We start from the raw sequence: 24,068 nt of genomic DNA on the forward strand, positions 1-24,068 counted from the left end.
ATTGAGGTGGGTTTTATGTATTTATTATTCGTGATGGTCGTTTGGATCTTTTTTGCTTATAAATTTATCGACTGGTCACAGTGGAGGAAGCAGTATGCTACCATTCTCTTTTTCATAGTGGTGAATCTTACATATAATTTCCTCTATTTCAATCACACACTGTGGGCGTTCAGAGGGGTTACAGCCGAATGGATCAATCATTCGATCATTAACATGGCCTTCACTTTCTTTATCTGTCCCGTCGGTCTCATCATCTACCTGCAACGCTTTCCGAAGAAAAGGATCAATCAATTCAGTTACATCGCTATATGGGCTGGATTCTACACAGTGCTTGAGACGATCTTCGCCTATAAAGGATTGTACGTCTATGATAACGGTTGGAACGGGTGGTTAAACATTCCCTTAAATATCATCCTGTTCTTGATGATTTATATTCATTATCGAAGTCCGGTGAAAGCACTCATCATCTCCATTCCTCTCGCCATCCTTTTCTATTTATTCTTCCCCGTCCCATTGGACAGTCTAAAATAATAAAGGAGTGGAGCAGTCATTATGATGATTCGTGATGTTCTATCAGTACCCGTCTTTTTGATATTGGCGATGATAGCGTATGGTGCCATGTGGATTTATTTGCGCAGGAAGAAAGTGAATAAGGATGAAGAATGAAGAGGAATTAACCTTTTGCGGGATGTCGAGAAAGGTTCGATGTCCTGTTTCGTTTTGATTGATCTCATTTTGTTCGTAATTTAACCAGAGAGTATTAAGTAATTTTACTGTGGATGGGAGAGCGAAAGAGGTTTTGGATGTTATGTTCTAAAAGTTGTCTTCCTAGATTGCTTACAGAGGAGCTAGTGAGAATGATTCACCAAGAACGGTCCCATCCATTCCAAAATTCCAAACATGAAAAAACAAAAATAATCTTAGATCGATGAGGTGTTTTTAATTCACCGATCGATCTATGGTTTTTAGAACACTATACGGTTGCCTCTAGCTCTTATCTTTGTTTTCGATTTCTTCTTGATAAAGTAGGCAGTGGCCCGATGACGACCGACCCTCTTCCTTGGATCGGCTCTAACGCTTCCTCCATTTTTTATACCTATTCTTTTAGCTAACCCTCTAACCTTGTCCAACACTTTTCCACCCTACAAAAATTTCTACTACTCTATTAAAAAAATAATAAATTAATACAATAAATCCATAATAAGTGTAGTTCAAAATTCCTGTAAATGAAAAGGATTTATTCGCAAATTTCTGTTTCCTACACCTATTACACTATAAATAAAGAAGACTCTTGCCATGATTACATCTATATCAATTGATTAAGGCTTATTTTAGTTTGTGATTACTTTATTTCAATATGGTATACGCTGTTCCATCTAAGAGGGAGGAATGATTAAAGTGAGCAAAAAGGGATCAGATGAATGTAAAACTTCTTGATTTAGAGCAGCTCGTTGATATGATAGTTTATTAGTATAAAAAATGCCAAATGAAACAAGGGCATTGCTACCATTGCAAAATATGAAGGTGTTTGAATGAAGTTTAATCACTTGAGTGATTTTGAGTAGAACTTTATCTGAAGGCAAATAAAATTTAATATCCTTCACCTTAAAGATGTCTTATATGCAAAATGACAATAAAGTAATTTTTCTTTGAAACTTCAGATATAACAACGTTTCATTGGGAGTTGAGTAAATATTTTTCCTGTATAGGAGCAATAAAAAATAAAGTTGTGGACAAGTAATATGTAAAATAGATTGAAATATTAAAGGATATAGAATTCCTGTTACTAACCATTTTTATTAAACCCATTTAAATTAAAGGAAAAAATTGAAAAAAAATGAAAAATAAAATAGAATTGTAGTATATAAATTGGTTGTATGGGGGGCTAATATGTACACACAAGAGCAAAGAGATGGATTTATTAAAGTATATGAAACACTAAGGTTATATAAAAGAATTACACCTAAGAAACTAAATGGCGAAGAGTCTATAAATAAGCAAAATGTCGTTAAAGATTTGTATGTAGACCTATTGCCTAACAATGGTATAATAAGAAAATTATTATCTGATGAAACATTTATATTGTTAGGTAGGAAGGGGACAGGAAAATCAACACTATTTGCTAGGGCACAATATGATATTATCTCACAAAGAAAGAATCTTTCAGCATATGTCAACGCAAAATCGGTAGTAGACGATATGAAGTTTCAAAACAGTAGCCTTAATGTACCCGATTTAGAAGGTGTGTTGGACTCTGAACAACTAGAGAGACTATTATTAATTAAGAAGTTTTTAAACGACCTCTTTGATAGTATAGTAGTTGAATTAAAGAGAGAAGAACAAAGACTTTTTGAAAGACTTACAAATAGATTTAGAGATAATCGAATAGATGCCTTGATAAAAAGTATAAAGGATAAGATTGATAATCCAGATATCCTTAATATCAATAGTACGGTCTCAAGACAAACTAGAGAAACTCAATCAACTAATAGAGCTAGTACAGCAGAAGCGGGAATAACGGGTAATGCTAACGCAAATGGTATAAAGGAAGCGTTAGGTAAAATATACTCAAAGGTAGGGTATAAGAAAGAACAGGCAAAAGGTTTAGAAAATGAATCGCTTAATATTTTTGCAAGGCTATTCAACATTGGAGATATTATTACTAATATGAAAAAGTTATTGCAGATAACAGGCAGGAACAAGCTATTTATCTTTATTGATGATTTTTCTGAACTTACTGAAGGAGATATGGAACTCTTCTATCAAACATTATTAAACCCTATATACAATTCTGCAAGAGAGGATATTGTCTTAAAAATAGCAGCTTATCCTGGAAGAATAACTTATGGTGAATTTGAAGCTGGTAAGTATGATTCGATACAAATTGATGCCTTTGAATTATACGGGCAGAATATTGTTGAACTTGAAAGAAAATCTAGCGATTTTATTGAAAGACTATTAGAAAATAGAATAAGTTATTTCTGTAAAACATCACCTGATTTATTTTTTGATACTAAAGAACAAACCTTGGAAGAATATTTTCTGTTATTATTTGAAACATCCATGAATATACCAAGGACATTGGGCCATGTACTAAGTCATTGTTATGATAATGTTGTCTCATATGATAAGAAAATCACTAGGTCAGACATTCTTGATGCTGTCGAGATGGTATATAAGAAAATAACAAAGACCTATTTTGATAAAGAACATATGAGTCGTGGTGCTTATAAAGAGAAATTGGACATATTTACTCAACATAATTTAATTGAAGCTATATGTGATAAAGCATTGCAATTGAAGGTAGAGCTACCAAAGACTAATAATCAACATTTTAATGAATTAGAGTATGCTCATACAAGTCATTTTCAAATAAAACCAGAACTAACACCTTTTTTAAAGTCTTTAGAATTTAATGGGCTAGTACATAAGGTTAGTACGATTGCTCCGAAATCTACTAAAGGTAAGAAGGCTAATATAGACGTTTTTATTTATGCTTTTGATTATGGCCTATGCCAATTCAAAAAGATTTTATATGGAAGACCAGAGCGAAATTCAAAGTATTCTAAGTACTACCAACAAAGAAGGTTTGAGTTGAGTGAAACAATAATAGATACACTTTCAAGTAATAAAAAAATTGTTTGTAAAAACATTGAATGTGGGGCTCAATATGATATAAGTGAGTTACCTACAATTGAACAATTTGATATGATGTGTCGAACTTGTTTTCAGAAAACATGCGAAGTAGACTATGATGAAAGCATCATTGAATTGGTAAAGGAAAATTTAGATAAAGCTCAGTTTTATAAAGAGGAATTGGATATATTACAGGTTATTGAAATGTATTCTAATATGAAAACTGATATTAAAGCCTATCCGCTTGAAATTGGAAGTGAGTTAGATATATCTTATCAATTGGTTTCAAAAACAGCTAAGGACCTAATTGAAGCTGAGTTATTAATTAGAAAAGAAGATGAGGAAAATAGGAATAGGCCATATTATGAATTAACTGAAAAGGGAAAAAAGACTCTAACAAATATATTAGATTAACGATAAAGAGGGTCTAATGGGTTCTCTTTTCTTTTTAAATAATTAATACCTATATCTAATTTTACTTTGTGCTTGGAGTATTGTGTTCCCTAAGGTTATGAATGGAACAATCCTTTAGGAATAACTCCAAAGCCTCTTCAAAATTCAAAGGCTTCTTGATGTCCATACCCCTGCTTAACTCTTGCTTAGTGAGTTGATTTCACCGTCTCTTTTTTCATTGATATTTCTCTTTTACACACGATTTTCACTTAAAATCGTTTGTAAGGACAAATAAAAAACGGTCTGACTATTAAGTCAAACCGTTAATTACGATACCGGTGGCCGGGGGCGAACCGGCACTCCCGAAGATATGCCATGTAATGTAAAAGTTTATTATGCTACTTCTATATAAAAATAAAGTGGGAAATCATACAGTCGAGGTATACGGTGAACTTAACCTGGAGAAGTTAGTGAAGAGACTTTTAGAAGGTCCATATATAACTAATTCCAAATGAAGAGAAGGACTGACCATGCAAATAAAAGGTCAGTCCTTCAACATTCTTTCATACAAAATGAATAAAGCAATTTGTTTGAAAATGGTACAACAATTCTGAATTTATAATACAGAAACTTCGTTATAGGCAAATATTTTTCAACGATTTCTGAGATTACTTGTAATCGGTAATCCATTTCTTTTATATATTCTTCTAAGGCTTCATAATTCTCTCATGTAACCTCTTCAAAGCCTTCAAAACTGATCATATCTTTTTTAATTTCTAATAATTGATTTTCAAAAACTTGGAGGTTTCCTACAAGATTATTTTCCGAATCTATAGTTTTAGTAAGTCTTTCACCATAGACTTTTTCTAGTCTCTGAATATTGTAATTAGTTTTTTTGCTGATATAATCTATTACCTTCAACAAATTCTGCTTCGTTTTTTCTTTACTTGGGTGTTGAATTCTTCCGACTTTAGCGAGGAGTGGAAGGATTCGATGACGGCATTATCAAAGCAATTTCCCTTTCGGGACATGCTTGTGTTAATGCCTTTTTCTATAGCTAATGCTTGAAAAGCATAAGACGTATACTGAGAGCCTTGATCACTATGTAAAACGACGCCATGAGTCTCTCTTCCTCTACAAGCAGCTTCAAGTGTATCAAGTACAAGTCGAACCTCCTGTGTTTCGCTTATCTTATAGGCAATAACCTCGTTATTGTACAAGTCCATTATCATTGATAGGTATAGCGTTTTCTCACCGTATGAATATTGCATAATAAATGAGCCACTTATGCGCAAAATTAAACCACCAATTGCGGAAGATTGAGCCACCGTATGCGTAATATAGAGCCAAAAACATATTTTCACGATAAATACCTCCGGTATACTTAAGTAACATGCTTAAAAAGCATGACACTTGTGTAGAAGGAGGATTTTTTTATGGTTAATTATCGGAAGATTCTGGGGATGGAGTTCGATGGTATAAGCCAGAGGACGATCAGTTCTATTCCGTCCCTTATGAATACGTCCGCGAGGATGTCGATGTCCGAATCACTGCGGATGTAATTGAATTGTACTTTAAAGATGTGCGGATTGCATCCCATCCACGTAAACAAAAAACAGAAGATTCATATGCCACAAATCCGGATCACATGCCAGACCACCATCGGCTTTATCTCGATCACAATCCAGAAAACAACCGGAAATGGGCAAGGACTGTCGGACCGAATACGGAACGACTAGTTGAACATATCTTGAAAACAAATGTCGAAAAGAAAGCTTTGAATATATTGAACGGGTTGAGAAGTACAGCCTCTAAAAGAACGGAATCTGAGCTTGAGGAAGCGACCAAGACCTTACTGGAGATATCCTCCCATCCCACTGTTGCCGTTCTTAAAAGTATCTTGGAGAGGCAGAAGAAAAAGCAAGTGAACAAACAGCTAGTTGGAGAACCGCAAACAGAGGACTATGGTTTTACCAGAGGCGCTACCTATTTTGGGAGGGATAAAAAATGATTAACCAAGAAACCTTACGAAAGTTAATGGACATGAAGATGAGTGGAATGGCGGAGTTATATCAACTACAGAATGAAAATAAAGACTTCCAAGGCATGGATTTTGATGATCGTTTTAACCTATTGGTGGATACAGAATATGATCGCAGAAGATCGAATAAGCTGGACCGATTGATTAAACAAGCCACATTTGATGACTCGAGCGCAGCCGTTGAACTGATCGAATATCACGCTGACCGTAAGTTGGATAAGCAGTTAATTTTAGAGCTGGCGTCCGGCACCTATCTTCAGAAGCATCATAATATTATCCTTATGGGCGCTTCAGGCAATGGAAAGACATGGATATCAAATGCTTTCGGCATTCAGGCCTGCCGGCAGTTCTACAAGGTGAAATATATCCGATTGCCCGAATTATTGGATGAACTCGCAGTTGCCAAACATGAGGCAGATGGAAGTTTTCGCAAACTGATTAAAAAGTACAGATCGATTGATTTATTGATATTGGATGAATGGCTCCTGAGTGAGCTGTCTCAAGATCAAGTGCTCCACGTTTTAGAAATTATCGACGCGAGGCTCAAGCGGACTTCTACCATCTTTTGTTCCCAGTTCTCACCCGAAGGGTGGCATTCCAAACTCGGACAAGCCCAGGTAGCTGATGCGATTCTTGACCGGATTGTACATGACTCTTATAAAATAATAATTGATGGCCACATATCAATGCGTGAAAGGCATAGTTTAGTCGCTCCTCGTTGACCATATTAAAGAAGAGAGTCACTAGTGAAATTTACCCGGTGGCTCTCTTCTATGCATTCACTGGCTCCATTCTCCGCAATTGATGGCTCAAAACTTCGCACAAGTGGCTTTTTCGTTCCGCAATACTCACCGTACATTAAATTCGTAATATCATGGATTGTCAACACTAAACTAGACAGCTATTTTAAGGTTCCTAGACTTGTATTCAATTGGACTTAAATAGCCCAAACTCCCTTGGATTCAGATGTGGTGGTTGTACCAGTGCACGTAATCAAGAAGTTCAATATCCAGTTGTACCTGCCTTTCAAGATAGACCATGATCTACAAATTCAAATTTAGTATCCTTAACGCTTTAGCGACAGTATTATCATAAGGTGAACCTTTAAAGTTTGAGGCGCGTTTGATCTGGAAGGTTTCTAACGCCTCATCAAATAATTTTAATTACATAGAAAAAGTATTTTTTACTGGAGAATGAGAATAAAAGCGGCAAACTTTAATTAAAGTTTGCCGCTTTTATTTTGATCTATGCAAATTTAGACTATGAATTAACGAGAAATGAAACAAGGTTTGAAAAAATGACCTTATTTAAATTACCTATCTGGAATTTTTTGGTAGTTGATCGAGAAAAGAGTTTATAAGGTAAATAATATTTGTATTAAAGTTATATATATAATATATATTAATTTTTTTAGATATATTTTCGAAAATAATGATTTATAACAATTTAATTTGACTACATTTTAATAATGTAGTAAATTATAAGTAGATAATATTATTTTAAAAGACGTTTGAAGTACAAGGAGGTAAATTGAATTGGAAAGTAAACAAGATAAATTTGAACGTCTAGCAGAGCATAGAGTTACTGAAGTGATAAAGAAAATGCGTCTTATAGGTAACTTATCTAATCGTAGAAACTATGATTACCAAAAAGCTCATGTAGATGAAATTGTTAGTACATTGGAAAATGAACTTAAAGATTTAAAGAAAAGATTTCAAGAAGAAAGTAGAGAAGACATAAACACTTTTACTTTTACAAAGAAAAGTAAATAAGATGGAGGTAATATTATTATGGCTTTTTGGGATTTTCCTTTAAACGCTGGTAGTGGACAATCAGAAGGTTTAAATATACATGGTATAGATTTCTTCAGAGCAGATCCTTTTAAACACCTGGCGCGTGAGAGTATTCAAAATTCTCTAGATGCAAAAAACAAAAATATTGAAGGTCCGGTTTTAGTGAAATTTGACCATTATCGCATAGCTTCTTCAAGTCTACCTGGTAAAGATGCACTTGAAAGTAGTTTTGAATTATGCTCCAGAGATACAGAGCTCTCAATTAAAGATAAAAAGTTTTTTGAAAATGGTATAAAAGTTTTACGTGCGGATAAAATTGATTTACTTAAGATAAGTGATTATCATACAACAGGTTTGAGAGGAGTACATAACAATAAAAAAGAGTGGAAACGTTTAATTACTAAAGGTGGTGACAGTAATAAAGCTGCTGGTGCCGGAGGTTCGTATGGTATAGGGAAAAATGCTCCATTTGCTTGTTCTCTTCTTAACACTGTTTATTATTCTACATTTAATGTTGAAGGAGAACGGGGTTTTCAAGGAGTTTCCAAGCTCGCTTCTCATATAGTAGAAGGTCAAGAAACCAGAGGAACAGGGTATTTTCGTGAAAAAGATTTTTCTCCTGTTACTGATTACAGTAAAATTGAACCTGTTTTCACTCGTGATAAATATGGTACAGATGTTCATATTGCTGGCCTTAAAACTCCTTTTGATTGGAAAGATAAAGTAATTAAGGCAGTGTTAGATAATTTTTTTGTAGCGATTCATGAAGGGAAATTAACAGTCGAAGTTGATAAGCAAATTTTGAACAAGAATAACCTTGAGCAACTGATTGAAGAATATATAGATGAAGATAAGAATCTATTAACGAATGAGTTTTATAATTCTTTAAGTACCAAACCTATTATTCTTCCTTTTGAAGACCTAGGTTATCTTGAGTTATATATTCACGAAGCTCCTAACTATAGTAGAAGAGTTGCTATGGTACGTGAAACAGGTATGAAAATTTTTCATCTAGATCGTTTTCCTACTGGGTTTTATTTTTCAGGAGTTATGATTGCTAGAGGAAAAGATCTAAATGAACTTCTTCGTCAAACTGAACCGCCTACTCATGATGATTGGCAAGCTGGCATACATGAAGACACTGAATTCGCTAAATCTAAATTAAAAGAATTAAATAAGGCAATACGAAGTAAAGTGAAGGAATTAAGCCGAGTAGATGAACAAGAGAGTGTTGACTTGCAAGGGTTAACTAACTTCCTTCCCGATTTAACAGAAGAAGGAAATCCTTTTGGTGAAACTGATCAAAATTCGGATGGAAATACTGATCTACCTAGAGATATGAAGTTAAAAGTAAGAAGAGGAAAAAACAGGCTGATAGGTTCTGTTAATTCACCGGGAAAGAGAAAGAAAAGGAAAAATAATTCGAAAAGTCCAAGCACTACTGGTAAAAAAGGTAATGCCAAAAATCCTAAGCCTGAAGTCAAAGTTCCCTTAAAGATTAGTAGGATTCGATCAAGGGCTACTATAGAGAACGGGACTTATAAAGTTTCTGTTTTTCCAGAGAGTAAAGGAACTGGCTATATCCAAGTTAAGGTGGTAGGTGAAGATGCAAAAGCTTACAACGAGCCTTTCGATAATGTTGTAGAACAGGATTCAGGAATAGTATTGCCGTTTAATAATGATAAGATTGGTCCTTTGAATTTTGAGGAAGGTATTCCTAAATCCCTATTAATCACTTTGCAAAATAATATGCGTTGTTCATTGGAGGTATCGGTTCATGAAAATTAAACCAAGGCATTTCCCTCATCCTGTTCTCTCTTTCTTCTCAGATGATTTTAAAGAGAGTACTTTTGACGCAAACGTTGAACCAGTAATTAGTGAAAAATCCTTTGATTTTATTGTGGATTTTAATTTGAATAATCCAGAAATTAGAAAACTTATTGCAGAAGAGAAAGCAAAGTATATGGTCCATATAGAATGTGTAAAAACTTGGGTGCGTCAAGCTGAGAAAACGTCAAATTCGTCATTAACAGTTACTATTCCGGCCAAAAAGCTGCATGATCGTGCGGATTTATGCTTTTTCATAGTCGCAAATCAGGATATTTCTAGATATAGTAATGATTATTTTCATCATGATTTTGATGGTGAATATTTTGATATCAAAAAAGGAGATATACTTGCTATCGGCCCTGATATTACGGTTAACTTAGAAAAAAAACCACTTGAAAAAATTAGCTCAATTTTCCAACTGGATAAGGATCCCACGTATAAAGATGGAGATATGTCAGTAAATGTAGAACATGAAAAGATTATAGTTTCATTATCTCCAGTTACTCATTCCAAATACCAGCAACTAATAAAAGATCCAAATTTAATACCTATTTTCCATTCTATGATAGCCGTACCTGCACTTGTCTATGCTATTTGCTATATTAAAGAGGCCCTTGAATGTGGGAGAGATCTTGAGGAGTTAACTAGTTATTCTTGGTACAAATCTATAAGCAGACGATTAGAAGAAATGAACATTGAAATTGAAAACGTTGGCAGTCTAGAAGATCCAGTTAATCTAGCAGTGAAACTCGTTAACAAACCTATGGTTAAATCAATTAAGGCCATTGAAAAATATACTGAAAATCATTAAGTAGGGGGCGAATTGTATGACTAAGCTACTCAATTCCGACTTTCTTTCGGAATTAAAAACGAGAATACCTCAGAACTTGGACTACTATCAAAAAGATGACATATGGTTAGATTCATACTTTAAGTCGTTAAGCACCTTAGATAAGGATTTTTTATTAAAACCGGTAGAATTGGTGGTTCAAGATTCTAATAACGATAAATTAGACTTTGAAAATATAAAACTCTTTTACGGAGCATTAAAGGATATTAGTTTGTCGATAGCTGCTGATGAGAGAGTATGGGCTTATATGACGCATATAACTTATTGGGATTATATGAAGAAACGTTGGCCTATAGAGAATGTGAGTGATAAACATTCAAAAGAGAATTTTATTAAAACTCACTACTTTTATGGGGAAAAGCCTAGGAATAGAAATGGCCTTGCGCGACTTTGGTGGATAGGCCATGTTACGTATGATGAAAAATTATGCGATAAATTTGAACTTACAGAATTTATGGTTAAGAATCAAGATCAAGATTTAACAAGAATGATAATGGAGACTGCAACAATTGCTAGAAATCGTACAGCTGTGAAGGTAATATTAAAAGTAATAAGAAAACTTCAGAATGAAGAACCACATTTTAGTGTAAGAAACTTTATAAGAGATGCCGCTAAATATATTAACCTTACAGGAAGTGTCACCTTATGGGATTCATTAGATTTTAATGAAGTAGAAGACTTAGTGAGTTTAATGAGTGAACAATGGGTCAAAAAACAAACGATAACAGTAAGTTGATAAGTAAAAGTGGTTCTCCTTTTAGGAGAACCACTTTTACTTTTGAAATATCTACTGAGCTAACTTATTTTTGATATTTAAAATTAAATGCTCCCTGTTTTTCATCTAAAGAAATATCATTATAGGTGATTATTTGCTTATCTCTAAGATTTTCTAATTGTAATTTAGGAGCAGGCATAACATATTCATATTCAATCCCCGCAAAAGATTTAAGAATAGCTTCAAATATTATTTTTGCTCCTTTTGGAGGCACCGCCATACCAATTTGCTTTCGGACCGCCTCTCTATTTCCCACAAATTCAAAGTTATCAGGGAACGTTTGTAATCGTGCTCTTTCACGATTAGTTAGCGCTCTTAGTTCATCCCAATGGTACATATGAGTACCTCCTCCACCGCTACCTGTTACTGTATAGGCTGGTTTGGTAGGGTCTAGACGCTTGTATATAGAACTTAATCTGGCACCCTTTACTTTTAGCTGCAAATGTTCTGGGATACCAGGGTACCATGCATTACTACCCGGTGGAATATAGCTAAGCATTTCCTGAACTCTTGCCGTGTGTCTTGGAAGTTCATTATTTGGTGCGTCTTCTGGAATTGGTGGATTTTCAATTGCTTCACTTGAAGTTATATATTCAGTAGATGATAGAGTCGTAGGTGCAGGTACTCTAAATTCGATTCCCTCATCAGATAAATCGTTTCTTATTCCTACAATAATAATACGTTGGCGTGCTTGTGGTACACCATATTCATGAAATTTATAAAGATGAGGCGTTAATTTATAACCGCAAGATTCTAATTCTGTTAAAATTTGTATAAAAGCTTGTCCCTCATTCGCGCTTTGTAATCCACCTACATTTTCAGCTACAAAAAATTTAGGCTGATATTCTTTTAATACTTTCACTCCGTAAGAGTATAAAGGTCCATACTCTCCATCTAATCCCTGTTTTTCACCTACTTGGCTGTAATCGTTACATGGAAAACCAAAAGCAAAACAATCAATATCACCTAGAATTGATTTATCTCCAATAGGAAAATCTTCTACAGGTGTACAGTAAACAGAAGGGTCCTCAGGATCTTCACAAATGTTTAATCTATATGTTGCACATGCAGTTGCATCATAGTCGTTTGACCATAGGTGATTTGTTCCCCACTCTTCTCCTGTTTCAGGATGTATAACTTTCGCCTCTTTAGCCGCTAAACTTAATCCGCCCGGCCCATTAAAAAGTTCTCCTTTATTAAAAATCATAAAAAAATCGCTCCTTTACAGTATGGACTCAAATCGAAAATATGTTCTTGCATACTGCTATGCTAAATATTGTACACTGTTATTCACGAGAATGCAGCCCATATGCTTAATAAGTTTTTATTTTCCTTTAGCAATATAAAATTAAATATATGAGTTTTTCCTTTTTTAAAATTTAATAAAAGAAAAAATAAAGAAAACCAATTAATTATCTTTTATTTTGGTAAATTATGAAAAAAAAGAGGAAAATCAACAATAGGTATAGTAAAATATTAACAAGTAATTATTTTGAGGTGAATTTAATGTCGGTAATTTCTAAAGATTTTCTAACAACATTGATTCGAGGTCCATATCAAGAAGGGAGGAGAAAGTTAAGGGTATTAACTGCGTATTCTTCACCTTCTTTTATTCTTAACCTGCTACAATCATTTCAGGAGTTACACCTTGAAGTTACCATTGGAATGGCGAACCATGGTTCAATTAGGATTTGGGACCACGAACAATATAGAAGAATGGTGGAAGAGATAGGGAGGTTATCAGTTAACTACTATTATGGGGAAATGCCCATTCATTCCAAGGTTTATCTTTGGGAAGGAGATTTAATATTGACCGAATTTGCTTTTATTGGGTCTGGAAATCTAACGCGTAATGGTTTTAGTAAAAATCAAGAAGTATTTTCAACAGTGTGTCCAAATGATGTTACTGGATTATTTCCAAATGATGATATTATATCTTGTAATAATGAGAATGTTGAACATTATATTAGATTATCTTTTAATAATGGCAACCATGATATGGACATTTCAGCCGTTAATCGTTTGGTAATGAATGAACCTTATGTTGATTTATTACTTACTGAAATAAATAACCCACGTCAGGTGCATTCTAAAAGTGGACTTAATTGGGGACATAGAGAAGGGCGGAATAAAAATCAAGCATACATACCAGTTTCTCAAAAAGTTCACACAACCAATAGAGGTTTTTTTCCAAATAGAAGTGAACTTTTTACAATAATTACAGATGATGGAGAGTCATTTGCATGTGTAATGGCTCAAGATAATTCTAAAGCTATTGAATCAAGTTATGATAATAGTATTATAGGAAGATATTTTAGAAAAAGACTGGGTTTATCTGATGGAGCATTTGTCACTGTTGATCATTTAGATAGGTATGGAAGAAACTTCGTTAGATTATATAAGATAAATGATGAAACCTATTATTTGGATTTTAGTTAAGAGATGATTTAGATGCTAGGGAATAAATAAAGAATAGATTTAATAATAAATTTTACTGATTTTATAGAGTAATTCGGTATCCCGGCTTTATAGGAATAAGGTTTAAAATTTTGTTTTCTCCTCATCATCTAAGCGTTTATTTAATATAATTTGTTGAAATGGTGATAATTTTGTGTGAACACTTGGAAAAGATGAAGACTGGTTATGGGTATCTGTTTTTAATTGAAAATGAATTGCGTAATAGTATTAGCTATTTTCTATCGTCTAACAAATGTTGCAGTAGCTATGATCTAATAAGAAGAAATAGATATAATACTATTACATCCAAAAAGATAGATGACCTATATTTCCATGAAGTAGTAAGTTATATAAGAGTAATAAATAATATTAATAATTCTTATAGTGAAGGAACTTTAACGAAGGGTAGTGTCAATAAGTTTGTGTAATTCAAAAGATAGGGATATCCTCTAGCCTTCATTGAGATGGGGAGTTCTGGCAGGGCCCCTCGGGGCCCTGCCAGAAAAGTCATTTTTGACCCTATTCCTCCTTGGCTCCATAACGCTCCAGAAACATGGCCTGTAACGTAGGGTAGGCGCTGCTAAAACCTCTTAGTTTTCGCTCGCTCCAGCGCTGATTGTAGTCCTTGGATTGGAGATAGACGATTTTTTCGGCTGCCTTTTCACCTGGAAGACTATTCATCGTTTTGGTACGCTTTTTGATCTCTTTAATTGTTCGTTCGATGATATTCGTCGTATAAATCATCGGACGAATGGAAGAAGGATAGCTCAGAAAGGTTAAGAGAACGCTTAGATCCTGTTCCCAGGATTTCACGACTTTCGGATATTTCTTCTGCCAGTTTTCCTTGAATGCTTCAAACCTTTCTCTGGCTTCTTCATGGGTATTGGCTTGATATATAGGTTTGAGATCTTCTGCGACAGAGGATTGATCTTTCTTTCGCACAGCGTTTAAAGCGTTGCGTACTTTATGGACGACGCAGACGCTGCACGTCGGCTTTTGGATAGACAGATTTCATGGCTTCTTCCAGACCAGGAAGCCCGTCAAAAACACCAAGAAGCACTTCTTCGACACCTCGGTCGTATAAGTCTAAGAGAATTTCTTTCCAGCCCAAAGCACTTTCTTGACCGCCTACATAAAAGCCCAGAATTTCTCTGTGACCGTCTTCCGTCACACCAACGACAAGGTAGACGACTTCATTGGCGACATCCTCTCGACGCAACTTCAAATAGGTGCCATCCAGATATAAGACGGAGTATCGTTTTTGAAGAGGGCGTCTCTGCCATGTTTCAATATCTTCAGCCACGACATCGGTGATATGGCTGATGGTAGACGCCGAGTAGGAATGGCCCAGGATGCGCTCAAGAAAATGGCCGATTTCTCGTGTGCTTATGCCTTTCTGATACATCGTGATAATCGTTTCACCAAGCCATTGTTCGCGCCGTTGATAGGGCGAGAACACTTCTGTTTGAAATTCATTGTCTCGGTCACGTGGCACCTGAAGATCATCTAAACGACCATATTTCGTATCGAGCTGACGGGCATACGTGCCATTTTTATAGTTTTTCAATTCAGGATGTTCGTCTTCAAAGAAACGATTCATTTCTTCTTTCATGATCGTTTCTAATTTTTCTTTTACAAACTCTCGTACCATGGAATCTAATTGATTTTCTAGTGAATTCTGTCCTATACTAGTAGACATAGGTAGGGCATCTCCTCTCGAGTTGATTTGGTCGTTGACTTTGAGGATACCCTACCTCTTTTTATGTCTCAAATGCTTTACACAAACTATCGTACGTCATCTAACGAAGCTCTCAAATATCAATTTAATTAGAAATAAAATTGCCCATTGTAAAACTATCACCAATTCAGAGCTGAAATTATTAGAGAATATTTACAGTGAAATTAATATAAAAAATGAGTGAATCAAAAAGAGACTAATATCGAAATTATTATAAATATTACTTTATGCAAAATACACGATTAATTATTATTTTCCTTTTAGGAAGCAAAAGGAGCTACGTGTTGTATATTGGCAAAATTTTCGCATACAGACGACCTTATAATAACTTGAAACCTACTATTGATGGTCTTGCTAATTACTTTTATGAAACTTATAAACCTGGAACTAATCTACCTTTATTAGACGCAGGTATAAATAAAATAGCTGATGTGGAAAGTATAAATGAAATTAGGACTCCGGCAATATTAATATCAAGCAGTCCTCATAAAAGTGGTTCATTAGAGACTCCATGGCAAGATTATTTTGATCCTGATAATGGCCATATCAGGTATTACGGTGATAATAAAACAATAGGAAAGGATCCTGCTTTATCATTAGGTAACAAAAGATTACTCAAAGCATTCTCCTTCCACCAGTCACCATATATGTCTATTAGAAAAGCTGCACCTCCTATATTATTCTTTGAGAGAGTTTCTTATAATGGAAAAATAAAAGGAAATGTAAAATTTCAGGGTTTTGGAATTGTTGAGAGAGTTGAACGAGTAACACAGTTCGATATTAAATATAATAACTATTTTTCTAACTATGTGTTTGATTTCACAGTTTTTAAGATGGATGCTGAAGGAGAATTATTCGATTGGAGATGGATAAATGATCGAAGAGATGTTGATGTTGTAAATACACTAGAAAACGCTCCTCAATCTTGGGTAAAATGGGTTAAAGAAGGTAAAGCCTCTTTGCCAAAATTGAAAAGAAAGGTTTCTTCATTATCCATTAAAAAAGCAATAGAGCAAAAACCAGAACCAGGATCTAAAAAGGCTAAAATCCTTAAAGAAATTTATAGTTATTATGAAGGAAGAAAATCCAATTTTGAGGCTTTAGCAGCTATTATAGCAGAAAGAGTACTAAATGATTCTAGTAACTCTTATAAGCATGGTTGGATCACGCCATCTTCATCAGACGGAGGGGCTGACTTTATAGGGCGATTGGATATTGGAACTGGGTTTGCAATGGTAAAACTAGTTGTATTGGGGCAAGCAAAGTGTGAGAAAATAGATTCACCAACCAATGGAAATCATATTGCTAGAACTGTGTCTAGACTTAGAAGAGGATGGATAGGTATTTATGTTACTACTAGTTATTTTTCTGAAGCAGTTCAAAGGGAAGTAGTTGATGATGCCTATCCGATAGTACTTATTCATGGGCTTAGGATAGTTGAGGAAGTTTTAAAAATGATGCACGAAAGTGGAAATAGTAAAGTCAGTGATTTTTTAGATAGTATCGACAGCGATTTTTCTGAAAATACCGTATCTCGTAGACCTGAAGAAGTAATTTTCATATAAATAAATTCATTTAATAATGATGCGATTATGATAAATTCCAAAATGGGAAAAGCTAGTCAGAGACCGAATCCCTAGGATCTTCAAAGCTACAAAGACAACGAGGTTCGTTATAGAGGAATGAAAAAGATTTGTAAGTATCGGTTGTACTGACATTTTGAAAGGAAATCAACTTGATGGCTAGTGATTTAAACAAATACTATTTTTGTGAATTTCTTATAGAAAATTAAATGGAATAAAAACTGAAAATTCAGGTATAGATAAATTTATTTAGATTAAGAGGAAGGGTTTCTTCTCTTCTAAATGATGTGGTTTGATAGTTCTGAGAGGAAAATATTATAAAAAGAAGGCCTATAACTTATTTCATACAATACAAAAAATTAGAATAGGAGTGTAATAATGTCTAGAACTGGTAAGTATTTTGATGTGACGTTAAAGTCAGCACATTTAAATTGGGGAACAGAAGGTGATTCAAGATCTTCTAGAGCTAGAAACGAATATGAAGTTTATTTACCAATTAGCATGAATAATGCGAGGGAATTTGGGATTAAAGCTGGAGAAGTGTTCACTTGTATTTCTGATGATGGATTTTTTGAAGGATTTTTAAAAGCAAGTGGCTCGCAAGGACCAACCAAAGAATTCGGGAAAAATTTTCATAAAGAAGGAGACCTGAGGTCTTTGGGATATTGGTTGAAGGATAGATGTCACGCAAAAGTTGGTGATCAAGTAAGGATCGAGTTTACTTCTGAAGATTCAATAATATTAGTTTATAGATGTATTTAAAAACAGTACAAATAAATACGTTTTCTTTTGTTCGTTTTCTTTTTCAACTTCTTCGAAAAAGAAAAGTTTAGAAACAGCGATAACAATCGTTAATATAAATAACACGAGTAGATTTGTATAAATCAAAGAATCATTATGGATGTACAAGTGATCAAATCCATCATAATCATCTAGTTCAACTCATAATGAACGGTTCTATATATGTTCAAATGGATAAGTTGTATCATCTAAAGCCAACTATTTCTTGAATATAGAGGGAATTATTCAATTGTCTTATAAGGTAAAAGAGTTAAAAGAGAAATACATAACCTTATATTTGCATGGTGGATTTATGATCGGGTGATGTGCAAGACTCATCATGTGGGTGAAAGTAGAGCACTCGTTAGAAGAGTGCTCTTTATTTTTAGCTAACATCATAGCTCATATGAATGTATCGTTTCGCTTTCTCAAAATCTTCATCGTTGTAAATGGTTAGTTCCAGGTCACCGGTGCCGTAGTGACCGATGTTGCGAACATCTCTACTAAACTGATCTTCTAATGTGATTGTATCTGGATCAATTTTCAGAAAGAGCACGATCTTGCCGTTTTGAGGATGTACTTCCAGACAAACGAAATTTTTGATTCGCTTAAATGCTATGTAATATTTCAATGTCTTCATCTGAACGTCATCGCCTAAAGCCATCATATAGGACTTAATCGCTTCAAACCGATCCTGAAGCTCAGTTGTCGATTGTCCGAGATAATCACTGACCGTTTTGTATGCGATTTGCTTGGTACCGTTTGTTGAGGTTGATAGCTCTGTGGTTTGAGCTGTTGTTGCATTAACAAGGTCTAACAAGATAAAACCGTCATGATAGTGCTTGTATTGGTAAAGCTCTATGTTTCGGTTGATTTGTTGAACGGCATGTTCATCGTACTTCGTGAAGCCGCCTGCAATACAGAGAAGACGTGGACTACTCCAATCAATTGCATCAGCTAAAGTATTTCCATACCTCCGCATGACCATTAATTCAAACTCCGCTTTGTGATCTAGCAGCCAGTCTAAATAAAACACCCCCTGGTTAATGACATTCTCATTAATTGATCGTTTGTATTCAATAATAACGGGTGCGTTGTTTTCATCGATACCCAATGTGTCAATTCTGCCAGCATGCTTTTCCCAGTTGTATACTCGGATGCAAGAAAGCGTACACCTAAGAACGTTTCTAGATGTTGCTCCATAATTTCTTGTAACGATTTTTCCACAGAAACCGACTGCCCTTCTAGTTCAGTAACGGATTCAGTGCCCAACTTAAATAATTTAATGTCTCCCAACGTTTTCACCTCCACTGTTATTATAGCATTCCAAATCCCCCAGAACTTCCCATAGTCATTTGTTTATCTTAACTTATCAATGAAAGGTGATATAATTTTAGTAATGGTAGATTCATCCATAATTATCTTACATAACTAGGAGTTTTTCCAATGAACGAGCATACTTTGAAAGAAACAATAAAAACATTAAGCATCTGGAAAAAAGGCAATCAGCGTGCCCCACACAAACCTCTTCTTTTGCTTTATACACTTGCCAGGTTGCAAAGTGATCAGTCACAGTACATTCCATATAAAGAAGTGAAAGAAAAATTAACGAGTCTATTAATCGAGTTTGGCCCTAGGCGAAAATCTTATCATCCAGAAGAGCCTTTTGTAAGGTTAAAACATGATGGAATATGGGAGTTACGAACAACTCTGGAGCTCGATACTCGAAATCCAAACAATCGATTATTATTAGATCATCATGTAAGTGGTGGATTTACTACTGAAGTCTACTATTTGTTAAAAGATAACCATCAGCTTTTATGTGAGATAGCAGATATACTACTTCGGAATCACTTTCCAGAAACGTTGCATGAGGATATTCTGGCTAATGTTGGACTGGACCTAGAGTATAAAGGCAAACGTTCAAGAGATCCTTACTTCCGAGATAAAATACTTAAAGCCTATGAATATAGCTGTGCGGTTTGTGGGTTTAATGTGAGACTTGGAGACAAGCTTGTAGGAGTGGAAGCAGCGCATATTAAATGGCATCAAGCGGGTGGACCGGATGTTGAAAACAATGGGATAGCACTATGCTCTATGCATCATAAATTGTTTGATAGAGGGCTCTTTACATTGTCAGAGGAAAATACGTTTCTCGTAGCTGAGCAGGCACATGGGACAAGCGGTTTTCAAGAATGGCTGCTGCAATTTCATGGAAGGGATATTCGACGTCCCATTCATCCGAATTACTTGCCGGAGGATCGTTTTTTGAACTGGCATGTGAGAGAAGTGTTTAAGGGACCAGAGAGATATTATATTGGGTAAGTACACTTTTATTTTACTTGCTAAAATATCAATGTAGGAGTCTTGTCTCGATGACGTACGATAGTTTGTGTAAAGCATTTGAGACATAAAAAGAGGTAGGGTATCCTCAAAGTCAACGACCAAATCAACTCGAGAGGAGATGCCCTACCTATGTCTACTAGTATAGGACAGAATTCACTAGAAAATCAATTAGATTCCATGGTACGAGAGTTTGTAAAAGAAAAATTAGAAACGATCATGAAAGAAGAAATGAATCGTTTCTTTGAAGACGAACATCCTGAATTGAAAAACTATAAAAATGGCACGTATGCCCGTCAGCTCGATACGAAATATGGTCGTTTAGATGATCTTCAGGTGCCACGTGACCGAGACAATGAATTTCAAACAGAAGTGTTCTCGCCCTATCAACGGCGCGAACAATGGCTTGGTGAAACGATTATCACGATGTATCAGAAAGGCATAAGCACACGAGAAATCGGCCATTTTCTTGAGCGCATCCTGGGCCATTCCTACTCGGCGTCTACCATCAGCCATATCACCGATGTCGTGGCTGAAGATATTGAAACATGGCAGAGACGCCCTCTTCAAAAACGATACTCCGTCTTATATCTGGATGGCACCTATTTGAAGTTGCGTCGAGAGGATGTCGCCAATGAAGTCGTCTACCTTGTCGTTGGTGTGACGGAAGACGGTCACAGAGAAATTCTGGGCTTTTATGTAGGCGGTCAAGAAAGTGCTTTGGGCTGGAAAGAAATTCTCTTAGACTTATACGACCGAGGTGTCGAAGAAGTGCTTCTTGGTGTTTTTGACGGGCTTCCTGGTCTGGAAGAAGCCATGAAATCTGTCTATCCAAAAGCCGACGTGCAGCGCTGCGTCGTCCATAAAGTACGCAACGCTTTAAACGCTGTGCGAAAGAAAGATCAATCCTCTGTCGCAGAAGATCTCAAACCTATATATCAAGCCAATACCCATGAAGAAGCCAGAGAAAGGTTTGAAGCATTCAAGGAAAACTGGCAGAAGAAATATCCGAAAGTCGTGAAATCCTGGGAACAGGATCTAAGCGTTCTCTTAACCTTTCTGAGCTATCCTTCTTCCATTCGTCCGATGATTTATACGACGAATATCATCGAACGAACAATTAAAGAGATCAAAAAGCGTACCAAAACGATGAATAGTCTTCCAGGTGAAAAGGCAGCCGAAAAAATCGTCTATCTCCAATCCAAGGACTACAATCAGCGCTGGAGCGAGCGAAAACTAAGAGGTTTTAGCAGCGCCTACCCTACGTTACAGGCCATGTTTCTGGAACGTTATGGAGCCAAGGAGGAATAGGGTCAAAAATGACTTTTCTGGCAGGGCCCCGAGGGGCCCTGCCAGAACTCCCCATCTCAATGAAGGCTAGAGGATATCCCTATCTTTTGAATTACACAAACTTATTGACACTACCCTTGTCTCTGAGTAGTTATTTTTTTAATAGGATAATCTAGCAATTCCTTTCCAATTTAGACTTTCTTATATTATGATTAAATTAACTGACAATTCAAAGGGGAGAAGGGAATGCCTACCTATAACAAGCTAGTGAGAGATCGTATTCCAGAAATCATTCGTGCAAATGGAAATAAGTGCAATACCCAATTCCTAGAGGAAGCTGAGTATAAAAAAGAACTGCAGCTAAAATTAAAAGAAGAACTACAGGAGTATCTTGAAGCTCAGGAAGATAGTCATGCGGTTGAAGAACTGGCGGATGTGCTTGAGTTGATCTATTCATTAGTTGAGGTGCATCATTCTTCCATTGAAGAATTGGAAGAAGTCCGTAGGGAGAAGAGAGAAATTCGTGGTGGGTTTGAAGAGCGGGTTTATTTAATTGATGTAGAGGATTAGAGTGGCTTTTGAGTATCTGTTGCATAAGTACTTTGAGGGAAGGCGAGATGATGTCTCGTCTTTTTTGTTTTGTTCTGACTAATTGAAGTTAAATGTGGTATTGCCTAAATCCGTATAAACAAATCATTATCCAAAAAATCTCATAATTACAACAATATGATAAGTGTTGTAATTATGTGGTAAAGGTTGTTTAATAGATATAGATTTTCATAAGGGGGAAATTTCATAATGAAAACGAATTGGATTGGGCTTGGTCTAGTCATTCTATTGATACTCACTCAGCCTATATCTGCATTTGCACATTCGGGGAGAACTGATTCAAGTGGAGGGCATAACTGTTCTCAAAAATCAATCGACAAAGGTTTGTGTACAGGCTATCACAATCATAATAGTGGAAATAGCGGTTCCAGCAGTTCTTCAAGTAATTCTTCAAGTAGTTCGTCAAGTAACTCATCAAGTGGATCTTCAACAAGTTCCCAGTCTTCAAACTCATCAAACTCATCGACTGGAAACTCATCAAATTCTAGTAGTTCATCTCAATCAGAGAAGCCAGCTCCAAAACCAGAGCCGAAAATAGATGAAAAACAAGTTAAAGCAGATGAGTACACGTCTGTAGCAAAAAGCCTAGTAAAAGAAGAAAAGTATGAAGAAGCATTACAGGAAATTGAAAAGGTTTACGACCTTGATAAGGATACAGCAGCTATCGATTCATTTGTTGCAACAACGGTTAGTAGTATGTATTCTAACGCTGAAAATGCTTTAAAAGATAAAGATTATAACGAGGCTAAAAAAGAAGCAAATAAGATTCTGGAATATGATCGGGTAAGCGAAAAAATGGTTAACGAAACAGAAGAATTACTATCAAAGATAGAATCAGAAGAGGAATATGAAGAAGCAATTGAGAGAGCGCAAAATAAAATAGATGAAAAAGCATTCAGAGAAGTTTTTGTAAGTTTAGAAGAAGCTGAAGAAATCAAGGAATCGGATGAGACGGAAAAAATAAGAGAACAAACGATCCAGAAGCTAGAAAAAGATGCAAAGGAACTCTACAGCAACGCAAAGCTAAAACAGGCAAAAACACAGTATAACCTTTTACTTGAAGTAAATAAAAAAGATGTTTACCAAGACATGATTATTGAAATAGAGGGAGAGGAACGTCTTGTGGATACATATGGATTAGATGTTCCTGATAAACAAGGAGATTCTATTTCTTTATATGATCATTTGCAAATAGAGGGAAATGAAACTCCTTATCAAGAGAACGTCGTCGATAAGCTAGAAAGTCTTGTGGGGAATGCGAAGAATAACGTTATCTTTATATTTGAAAAGTCGATAACAGAGCTATTTAATGGTGGTGAAAAGGATGCGGCATAAATCAGAACAACAAGGAAATAGACGTTTTTATCAAAAAGCCTGGTTTATGTGGGTTTTTCTTATCATTTTTCCTCCGGTAGGGATCTTCTTATTATGGAAGCATAAAATTTTCAAAAAATCGACACGATTTGTTTTGACAGCAGTGGGTGTTCTTTATTTTGCTTCATCATTTTTTCTTTTAGCAAATTCAACTATTCCATTGTTTTATAACCACGAAGAATTTGTGGAAGCCTATCAAGCGGAGGCTAAGGAAGTTAATGTTCCTTTTGAACTTAAGCAAGAAGAAGAAACGGATCATTCCATTACATCCAAACTTAGCGAAGATCTTACAATCATAGAAAATAAAGATGACGCAGGACAAATACATGAAGTCGTTTTAGTAGGGCAGGGCGAAGGATCTGATATTGTTTTAGCAATGGGCGTTACCATCGGACTAGCAAATCAAGATCAGTCTATCGATGAAGTAAAAGAAGTAATGAATGAATTAAAATTATTTGATGAAAGTTATGATTTTGAAAACAATGAAACAACTGTTGAGCGTGATACAATTCGATATAACATGAAGTACAAGCAATCAGAAGGATTGTTATTGACAGTATCAAAAGTGAATTAAAT

At 35.4% G+C, this 24,068-nt stretch carries 18 protein-coding genes and 3 pseudogenes; 16 read left to right on the forward strand and 5 right to left on the reverse strand.

The window, feature by feature from the left end; genetic code table 11:
- Nucleotides 1-15: 15 nt before the first annotated feature.
- Together AC0VYO_RS06325 and AC0VYO_RS06330 are read left to right on the forward strand one after the other, a co-directional pair.
- Nucleotides 16-531, forward strand: a complete 516-nt coding sequence (locus AC0VYO_RS06325; protein ID WP_475366917.1) for a CBO0543 family protein — start codon at nt 16-18, stop codon at nt 529-531.
- A gap of 1,359 nt (nt 532-1,890) precedes the next feature.
- Entirely contained in the window at nt 1,891-4,050 is a 2,160-nt protein-coding gene (locus AC0VYO_RS06330; RefSeq protein WP_475368657.1) for a hypothetical protein, read from the forward strand.
- Between the two features lie 932 nt (nt 4,051-4,982).
- Here the strand turns inward: AC0VYO_RS06330 and AC0VYO_RS06335 are convergent.
- Nucleotides 4,983-5,288 (reverse strand): annotated as a pseudogene (locus AC0VYO_RS06335) (DDE-type integrase/transposase/recombinase); the annotation flags it as partial.
- Nucleotides 5,289-5,530: 242 nt separating this feature from the next.
- Here AC0VYO_RS06335 and AC0VYO_RS06340 point away from each other — a divergent pair.
- From AC0VYO_RS06340 to AC0VYO_RS06365, 6 genes and pseudogenes are all read left to right on the forward strand, one after another.
- A pseudogene (locus tag AC0VYO_RS06340) lies at nt 5,531-6,040 on the forward strand (Mu transposase domain-containing protein); the annotation flags it as partial.
- The gene (gene istB / locus AC0VYO_RS06345; RefSeq protein ID WP_206889188.1) at nt 6,037-6,792 is read left to right on the forward strand and encodes an IS21-like element helper ATPase IstB; all 756 of its coding nucleotides are present in this window, start codon (nt 6,037-6,039) and stop codon (nt 6,790-6,792) included. The pseudogene AC0VYO_RS06340 and the gene istB, both read left to right, overlap by 4 nt.
- A gap of 813 nt (nt 6,793-7,605) precedes the next feature.
- Entirely contained in the window at nt 7,606-7,842 is a 237-nt protein-coding gene (locus AC0VYO_RS06350; protein ID WP_475368658.1) for a hypothetical protein, read from the forward strand.
- 18 nt (nt 7,843-7,860) lie between these two features.
- Nucleotides 7,861-9,651, forward strand: coding sequence for a hypothetical protein (locus AC0VYO_RS06355; RefSeq protein ID WP_475368659.1), 1,791 nt, complete (start codon nt 7,861-7,863; stop codon nt 9,649-9,651).
- A complete protein-coding gene (locus AC0VYO_RS06360; protein WP_475368660.1) occupies nt 9,641-10,504 on the forward strand; it encodes a hypothetical protein in 864 nt (287 codons plus the stop codon). Before AC0VYO_RS06355 ends, AC0VYO_RS06360 begins: the two co-directional genes overlap by 11 nt.
- A 16-nt stretch (nt 10,505-10,520) precedes the next feature.
- Nucleotides 10,521-11,279: a DUF6339 family protein gene (locus AC0VYO_RS06365; protein WP_475368661.1), complete on the forward strand. Its 759-nt coding sequence runs from the start codon at nt 10,521-10,523 to the stop codon at nt 11,277-11,279.
- Between the two features lie 64 nt (nt 11,280-11,343).
- Here AC0VYO_RS06365 and AC0VYO_RS06370 read toward each other — a convergent pair whose 3' ends face one another.
- Nucleotides 11,344-12,525, reverse strand: coding sequence for a DNA cytosine methyltransferase (locus AC0VYO_RS06370; RefSeq protein WP_475368662.1), 1,182 nt, complete (start codon nt 12,523-12,525; stop codon nt 11,344-11,346).
- A gap of 299 nt (nt 12,526-12,824) precedes the next feature.
- On the opposite strand from AC0VYO_RS06370, the gene AC0VYO_RS06375 reads away from it, so the two are divergent.
- The gene (locus tag AC0VYO_RS06375; protein ID WP_475368663.1) at nt 12,825-13,757 is read left to right on the forward strand and encodes a restriction endonuclease PLD domain-containing protein; all 933 of its coding nucleotides are present in this window, start codon (nt 12,825-12,827) and stop codon (nt 13,755-13,757) included.
- Between the two features lie 537 nt (nt 13,758-14,294).
- On the opposite strand, the pseudogene AC0VYO_RS06380 reads toward AC0VYO_RS06375, so the two are convergent.
- Nucleotides 14,295-15,474 (reverse strand): annotated as a pseudogene (locus tag AC0VYO_RS06380) (IS256 family transposase).
- Nucleotides 15,475-15,797: 323 nt separating this feature from the next.
- Between AC0VYO_RS06380 and AC0VYO_RS06385 the strand changes: the two are divergent.
- On the forward strand, nt 15,798-17,078 hold the full coding sequence (locus AC0VYO_RS06385; RefSeq protein ID WP_475368664.1) for a restriction endonuclease: 1,281 nt from the start codon (nt 15,798-15,800) through the stop codon (nt 17,076-17,078).
- Nucleotides 17,079-17,474: 396 nt separating this feature from the next.
- Nucleotides 17,475-17,858, forward strand: a complete 384-nt coding sequence (locus tag AC0VYO_RS06390; RefSeq protein ID WP_475368665.1) for a hypothetical protein — start codon at nt 17,475-17,477, stop codon at nt 17,856-17,858.
- 403 nt (nt 17,859-18,261) lie between these two features.
- Here the strand turns inward: AC0VYO_RS06390 and AC0VYO_RS06395 are convergent, their stop codons facing one another.
- Nucleotides 18,262-18,990 carry a DUF5655 domain-containing protein gene (locus tag AC0VYO_RS06395; RefSeq protein WP_475368666.1) on the reverse strand — a complete coding sequence of 243 codons (729 nt, stop codon included), beginning with the start codon at nt 18,988-18,990 and terminating at the stop codon, nt 18,262-18,264.
- A complete protein-coding gene (locus AC0VYO_RS06400) occupies nt 18,900-19,172 on the reverse strand; it encodes a hypothetical protein (protein ID WP_475368667.1) in 273 nt (90 codons plus the stop codon). Before AC0VYO_RS06400 ends, AC0VYO_RS06395 begins: the two co-directional genes overlap by 91 nt.
- 150 nt (nt 19,173-19,322) lie before the next feature.
- On the opposite strand from AC0VYO_RS06400, the gene AC0VYO_RS06405 reads away from it, so the two are divergent.
- From AC0VYO_RS06405 to AC0VYO_RS06425, 5 genes are all read left to right on the forward strand, one after another.
- The gene (locus AC0VYO_RS06405) at nt 19,323-20,201 is read left to right on the forward strand and encodes a phosphorothioated DNA-binding restriction endonuclease (RefSeq protein ID WP_475368668.1); all 879 of its coding nucleotides are present in this window, start codon (nt 19,323-19,325) and stop codon (nt 20,199-20,201) included.
- Nucleotides 20,202-20,351: 150 nt separating this feature from the next.
- Nucleotides 20,352-21,530, forward strand: coding sequence for an IS256 family transposase (locus tag AC0VYO_RS06410; protein ID WP_475368669.1), 1,179 nt, complete (start codon nt 20,352-20,354; stop codon nt 21,528-21,530).
- Nucleotides 21,531-21,755: 225 nt separating this feature from the next.
- Nucleotides 21,756-22,079 (forward strand): nucleoside triphosphate pyrophosphohydrolase, encoded by a 324-nt coding sequence (locus AC0VYO_RS06415; RefSeq protein ID WP_475368670.1) that lies wholly within the window; start codon nt 21,756-21,758, stop codon nt 22,077-22,079.
- Between the two features lie 228 nt (nt 22,080-22,307).
- Nucleotides 22,308-23,453 (forward strand): YHYH domain-containing protein, encoded by a 1,146-nt coding sequence (locus tag AC0VYO_RS06420; protein WP_475368671.1) that lies wholly within the window; start codon nt 22,308-22,310, stop codon nt 23,451-23,453.
- The gene (locus tag AC0VYO_RS06425) at nt 23,443-24,066 is read left to right on the forward strand and encodes a hypothetical protein (protein WP_475368672.1); all 624 of its coding nucleotides are present in this window, start codon (nt 23,443-23,445) and stop codon (nt 24,064-24,066) included. Before AC0VYO_RS06420 ends, AC0VYO_RS06425 begins: the two co-directional genes overlap by 11 nt.
- Nucleotides 24,067-24,068: the final 2 nt, after the last annotated feature.

The organism is Anaerobacillus sp. 63XJN7_4_ISO-PGPR-S23-413, assembly GCF_056173725.1.